Origin of the sequence: Dietzia sp. DQ11-44 (genome assembly GCF_014145205.1) — a bacterium.
Lineage (GTDB): Bacteria > Actinomycetota > Actinomycetes > Mycobacteriales > Mycobacteriaceae > Dietzia > Dietzia natronolimnaea.
In genome coordinates this window covers 1-6037 of record NZ_JAALEC010000523.1, presented here as the reverse complement: position 1 = coordinate 6037, position 6037 = coordinate 1, and the positions used below count along the sequence as shown (strand labels likewise).

Annotated in this window: 6 protein-coding genes; 4 read left to right on the top strand and 2 right to left on the bottom strand. The window is 71.5% G+C overall.

The genetic code is table 11. The features are described 5' to 3' along the window. The 3 genes from G6018_RS12900 to G6018_RS12890 all read left to right on the top strand — a co-directional run. The coding region (locus G6018_RS12900) for an alpha/beta hydrolase (RefSeq protein WP_182639811.1) at positions 1–820 on the top strand (820 nt) is incomplete at its 5' end. Positions 821–860: 40 nt separating this feature from the next. Beyond that, the gene (locus tag G6018_RS12895; RefSeq protein ID WP_182639810.1) at positions 861–1298 is read left to right on the top strand and encodes a nitroreductase family deazaflavin-dependent oxidoreductase; all 438 of its coding nucleotides are present in this window, start codon (positions 861–863) and stop codon (positions 1296–1298) included. A gap of 57 nt (positions 1299–1355) precedes the next feature. After that, positions 1356–2285, top strand: coding sequence for a patatin-like phospholipase family protein (locus tag G6018_RS12890; protein ID WP_182639809.1), 930 nt, complete (start codon positions 1356–1358; stop codon positions 2283–2285). 18 nt (positions 2286–2303) lie between these two features. On the opposite strand, the gene G6018_RS12885 is transcribed toward G6018_RS12890, so the two are convergent. After that, complete coding sequence (locus G6018_RS12885; RefSeq protein WP_182639808.1) at positions 2304–3560, bottom strand: glutaminase; 1257 nt, start codon at positions 3558–3560, stop codon at positions 2304–2306. A gap of 175 nt (positions 3561–3735) precedes the next feature. Between G6018_RS12885 and G6018_RS12880 the strand changes: the two genes are divergently transcribed. After that, positions 3736–4338, top strand: coding sequence for a fasciclin domain-containing protein (locus tag G6018_RS12880; RefSeq protein ID WP_182639807.1), 603 nt, complete (start codon positions 3736–3738; stop codon positions 4336–4338). Between the two features lie 132 nt (positions 4339–4470). Here the strand turns inward: G6018_RS12880 and G6018_RS12875 are convergent, their stop codons facing one another. After that, the gene (locus G6018_RS12875; RefSeq protein WP_182639806.1) at positions 4471–5931 is read right to left on the bottom strand and encodes an FAD-dependent oxidoreductase; all 1461 of its coding nucleotides are present in this window, start codon (positions 5929–5931) and stop codon (positions 4471–4473) included. Positions 5932–6037: the final 106 nt, after the last annotated feature.

Below are 6037 nucleotides of genomic sequence, written 5' to 3'. Positions count from 1 at the left end.
AGCCCGACGCCGCACGCCGTGGCGGACGGTGCTCCTCCAGCCGTGGCCCCTCCGGCCGCGCGGCGTCGAGGCCCGCACCCACCTCGCCTACGGACCTGACGCCCGCGCGACCCGGTTCGACCTCTACACCGGGAGAGGGACCGAGAGCGCGCGCGGGGTGTTGATCCACATTCACGGCGGGCACTTCCGCGCGGGCGGGCCGAGCCGGGAGTCGCGGGCGATGCTCTTCGACCACGCGCTCCGCGGCTGGGCCGCGATCAGCACCACCTACCACCTCTCGTCCACGCCGGAGGCGGGCTTCCCGCAGCATCTCGTGGACGTCAAGAGGCTGATCCGCTGGATCCGCACGGAGGGCCCCGCGCACGGTATCCCGGCGGACGCCCCGATCGTTGTGGCGGGCAGCTCGGCCGGCGCGCACATCGCCATGATGACCGCTCTGACCGCCGGCGACCCGAGATTCCAATCCGGCTTCGAGGACCTGGACACCTCCCTGGCGGGTGCGATCGGGCTCTACGGCTACTACGGCCGTCTGGGCGCGGCGACCAAGGACCTCTCCGACCCGGTCCGCCACCCGGCGGAGGGCGCGCCCCCGATCGCGATCATCCACGGTACCGACGACATGTACACCCCGGTCAAGGGTTCGCGCAGGCTGGTGCGGCACCTGCGGGGCGGGTCGTCGAACCCCGTGGTCTACGCCGAACTCCCCGGCGCGCAGCACGGGTTCGACGCGGTGCAGTCCGCCCGCTACCTCGCGGTGATCGCGGCGCTCCGGAGGTTCACCGAGCCCCTCGCCGGGTCGGGCGTAATGTCGCCTCGGTGACGACCCACCGAGCGGGATCGCACTGACGAGAGAGGCCATCATGCCGTTGTCCGGCGAGTACGAGCCCAGCCCCAGCACGTGGGTGCGGGACCAGGTCGAGCAGTACGAGAAGAGCAACGGGGCGTCGGGCTCCGAGCTGTCGGGCATGCCGGTGGTCATCGTGACCACCGTGGGCAAGAAGTCGGGGAAGCTGCGCAAGACTCCCCTGATGCGGGTCGAGCACGACGGTTCCTACGCCGCCGTCGCCTCCCTGGGCGGCGCACCCACCCATCCGGTCTGGTACTGGAACATCAAGGCCCACCCGCACGTTGAGGTGCGGGACAAGGACCGGGTCGGTGACTTCGTCGCCCGCGAGGTGACCGGTGCGGAACGCGACCTGTGGTGGGATCGGGCGGTCGCGGTGTACCCCGACTACCGCGACTACCAGGAGAAAACCGAGCGGACGATCCCCGTCTTCGTGCTCGACCCCCGGGACTGAGGTCCCTCACCACCGCACCCACCGATCCCGGTGCCCTGCCACCTCAGGAGGCCTCGAATGACCCGAATCGCCCTCGTCCTCGGATGCGGTGGCACCATCGGGGGCGCCTGGACGATCGCGGCCATGCACGCCCTCGCCGAGCAGACCGGATTCGATCCCCGCGACGCCGACGTTCTGCTGGGCACCTCGGCGGGGGCCGAGTTGGTGACCATGGTGGGCGGCGGCGTCGGGGTCGACGAGTTGGTGGACATGCAGCGCGGACGGGCCCGGGACCCCAGGCTCCGCGAGCACATCGCGTCCACCCCGCCCGGCAGGCCGCCGCTGCCCCGGCCACCCCTGCTCAATCCCGGACTGCTGCGCACGCACTCCGGCCTGGCCGCCTACGCCGGGATCGCCCCCAGCGGTCGAGGCGACATGGGATGGCTGCAGCGGTTGGCCGAGGGGTTCGAGGTGGGCTCCTGGTTGCCCCACCCTGCCGCCCGGATGGTCGCCTACGACATCCGCGCCGGTGAGCGGGTCGTGTTCGGCGCACCGGGTTCGCCGATCGCGACCGTCGGCGAGGCGCTGCGCGCGTCCTGGTCGACCCCCGGGTGGATGACCCCGGTCCCCATCGGCGACCGCATCTTCGTCGACGGCGGAATGGGGTCGACCGCCTCCGTGGATCTGCTCTCGCCCGAGGACGCGGACCTCATCTACGTGATCGCTCCCATGGCGTCGGCTCCCGGCGTCCGTGTGCCCGGACCCGGCGGCCGGCTCGAACACCGCCTGATCCGACGACCGATGTCCGCGCAACTGGCCGCCGAGATCGCGGTCGTCCGCGCGCGGGGCACCACGGTGGTCCCGATCCTTCCGACGGCCGTCGATCTCGCGGGGCTGGGTGCCCACTTCATGAGCAGCACCCGCCGGGTGGCAGCGTTCGAGTACTCCATGAGGACAGCCCCGGACACCGTGCGCATCGCGCTGTCCGACGCAGGCGTCGGCGCGTGAACCCCGGCCGACGAGGCGTCAGCGGGCCGCCCGCCGGGTGACCGGTCGGGACCCGTCGCCGAGGTCCGGGTCGGGGAGACGGCGGCCGGGATCCGCGAGCCCCACCGGGTGCCCGTCCAGCGACAGCCGCCGCATGGACTCGAGCAACATGCGACGCGCGCTCGCGTTGACCGAGGAGACGCGGCTCAGGTCGAGGGTCACCTCGCCGTCACCAGGTGGGATCTCGGCCAGCCGACGCAACACCTGTTCGGCGCTCGCGAACGTCATCGGCCCCTGGAGGCGGAACGTGCGCCTGCCGGTGATCTCGTCGAACCGCACCGAACGGACGGCCTCGACCTCGGTCACCGTGGTGTTCATCAGGTGGAGTTCCAGGTCGCGCGAGAGCCGCTCGAACGTCCGGACCCCCTCGACGCTGTGTCCGTGGTCGTCGAGCCGCGGGGAGAAGACACCGAGGCCCACCTGGCCGGGCAGGGCACCGAAGATCCCGCCGGACACCCCGCTCTTGGCGGGGATCCCGACGGTGGACATCCAGTCGCCGGCCGCGTCGTACATCCCGCAGGTGGCCATGACCGCCAGCACCTGCCGTGCCACCGGCGCGGAGACGACGCGCTCGCGGGTGACGGGGTTGATCCCGCCGGTCGCCAGGGTCACGGCCATCACCGCCAGGTCGCGGACGGTCACCCGGTAGGCGCACTGGCGGGTGTAGCCGCGCACGGCCTCGTCGGGGTCGTCCTCGATGATCCCGCTGGCCCGGACCAGGTTGGCCATCGCCCGGTTCCGGAACGCGGTGCGCAGCTCGGAGTTCATGACGGCCGCGTCCACCTCCAGGCGCCGACCGGCGAACGAGGACAGCCCGGCGGCCAGTGCCTCGTCACGCTCGTCCTCGGTGGCGCCGACCGGCCCGACCAGGGTGTGGGTGGTGATGGCTCCGATGTTGATCATGGGATTCCGGGGCCTGCCGCTGATCCTCTCCAGGGAGATCTGGTTGAACGCGTCCCCGGACGGCTCCACGGCCACCTTCTCCAGGACCGCCTCGATCCCGCGGTCGCGCAGTGCCAGCGCGTAGGCGAACGGTTTGCTCATCGACTGGATGGTGAACTCGGCGTCCGCGTCGCCGGCGGTGTAGACGACGCCGTCCATCGTGCAGGCAGCCACGGCGAACCGGTCCGGGTCGACGGCCGCGAGTTCGGGGATGTAATCGGCGAGGTGCCCGTCCGCGCCCGTCGAGCACAGGTCGCGGATCTCGAGTAGGTAGTCAGGTACCGGGGTCTTCACGACCTCAGGGTGTCACGGCGCCCTCCGGTCGCGCGCCCCGACGAGTCTCTCCCGTGGGATCGGGGATGCGTCGCCGAGGTTAACGGCAGTACAACGATTGTGTCTCACCGGTTACATCTGTCGCATCAGTCCCGTCACACTGGGGTTACCCCCGACCCAAGACGAAAGGTTGCTCATGAAGCGGACGATCGCAGTAACGGGAGCTATCGGACTCGCAGTGTTCATGGGGGCGTGCGGCACGGACGACACGGCCGACGACGCCACCACCACTGAAGAGACCACCATGACCACGGAGATGACCACCGAGGAGACGACCGAGGAGGAGATGACGGAGGAGCCGGCGGCCACCGGCAACATCGTCGAGACCGCGATGGCCGCGGGGAACTTCACCACCCTCACGCAGGCGCTCGAGGCCGCGGGCCTGGTGGAGACCCTCGAGGGTCCCGGCCCCTTCACGGTGTTCGCTCCGACCGACGAGGCCTTCGCGGCGCTGCCTGACGGCCAGCTCGACGAGCTCCTCGCCGATCCGACCGGTGACCTGGCCCAGATCCTGCAGTTCCACGTGATCGAGGGCGACGTCATGGCCGAGGACGTCATGGGAATGGACGGCGAGACCGTCGAGACCCTCCAGGGCGGCGAGTTCACCATCGAGGTGGAGGGCGAGACCGTCATGCTGGTGGACGGAGCGGGCAACCGCATCACCGTCATCCAGACCGACGTGCCCGCCACCAACGGCGTCATCCACGCCATCGACGGGGTCATGATGCCCCCGGCCTGACAGGCACGACAGGGCCGGTAACCCGGCCGCGCCCCGGCTCGACCCGTCACGGGTCGGGCCGGGGCGTTCCTCTGTCCCGGGTGGTCGTGGGAGCCCCCGGAAAATTGGACGACCGTCCAATCGGGGGCCGGGTCAGACCTCGTCGTAGCGCTTGAGGTCCCGGGTCGCCGGACCCTCGAGGAGTTCGCCACACGCAGAGAACCGCGACCCGTGCCACGGGCAGTCCCACGACCGCTCCGCCTCGTTCCAACTCAGCGCGGCGCCCATGTGCGGGCACAGGAGCCCGACCCTGCAGGTCCGGCCGTCGTCCCCGGTCGCCTCGCCGATCGGCCGGAGGGTCGGCCGGGGCCGACGCACCGTCGCCTGAGCGGCGGTGGCCGCGAGCTGCACCGGGAGGTCCGCGTACAGCGAGACCGCGGTACGCAGGACGCCCGTGACCGAGGGCTTGCCGAAGGAGACCCGGGGCTCACGCCCGCTGAGCCGGTCCACCATGATGCCCGCCGCCGCCGGCGCGCCCGTCAGTCCCCACTTGCTGTACCCGCCGGCGAAGTGCACCCGACCCTTCCCCCACGGCATGGGGCCGGACTTGGGCACCAGCGTGACCGGGTGGAAGTCCTGCGCGGACCAGCCGTGGGTGAACTCGGCCCCGGGGAAGTGCTTGGCGGCGTACTCGCGCAGTGAGTCGATCTTGGAGTCGGTGCCCGCGGCCGTTCCGGTGCGGTGGCCGTTTCCGCCCACCAGCAGGACCTCGCGGTCCCCCACGGGCACGGTCCGAAGGGAGCGGACCGGGCTCTCGACCGAGCCGTACATCCCCTCCGGCAGCCCGCCGGGGTACTCGAACGCGCACAGGTAGGACCGCTCGGCCTCCATCGTCGCCGCGGTGGTGCCACGGTCCAGGGCCGGGGACGCGGTGGCCAGGACGACGTCCCGCGCCGAGCAGGTGCCGCCGTCACTGCGCACCTCCACGTGGGCGTCCCCGTCCTGCCCCCGCACGTCCAGTCCGGTGACACGGGAGTGCTCGACGATCCGGACACCGAGCGCCGTCGTCGCGCGGACCAGAGCCGCGAGCGCCTCGACGGGGTCGAGCTGCATCTGATCGGGCAGTTCCACGGCGGCCCGGGCGGGGAACGGCACGTCGATCCGGTCGTACCACCGGGCGGGCAGCCCGAGAGCGTCGAGTGTGCGCTTCTCCGAGCGCAGGGTGCTGGTCCCCTTGAGGCTGCGCGAGAAGGTGACCGCCCGGGGTCGCTGCACGTCCACCCCGTGGGACCCGCAGAACTCCGCCCACCAGTCCAGGCCGTACTGGTTGGCCTCCGCGTAGGCGCGGGCGGTCTCGAGACCGTGGTGCGAGCGGATGGTCGACAACCGGGTCCCCTGCAGGACCGAGACCTTGGCCGTGGTCGAACCGCTGGCGCCGGCGCCCACGGTGTGGGCCTCCAGCACCACCACGGAGCTGCCCCGTGCGGCCGCGATCAGGGCGGTGATCAGGCCGGTGAAACCCGCCCCCACCACCACGATGTCGACGTGTTCACCCTCGGGGAACTCCGCCACCGGGGGATCGATCGTCGTGCGTCGCCAGAATGATGTGCCCATCGTGCGTCTCCTCTGAGCTCGGTACGACCCTCGCGGCCACTGTAAGGCCGCACTCCTCGGCCCGCACCCGCTGAGGCGAACCGCCCCGGCGCACCTGCCGCCGATC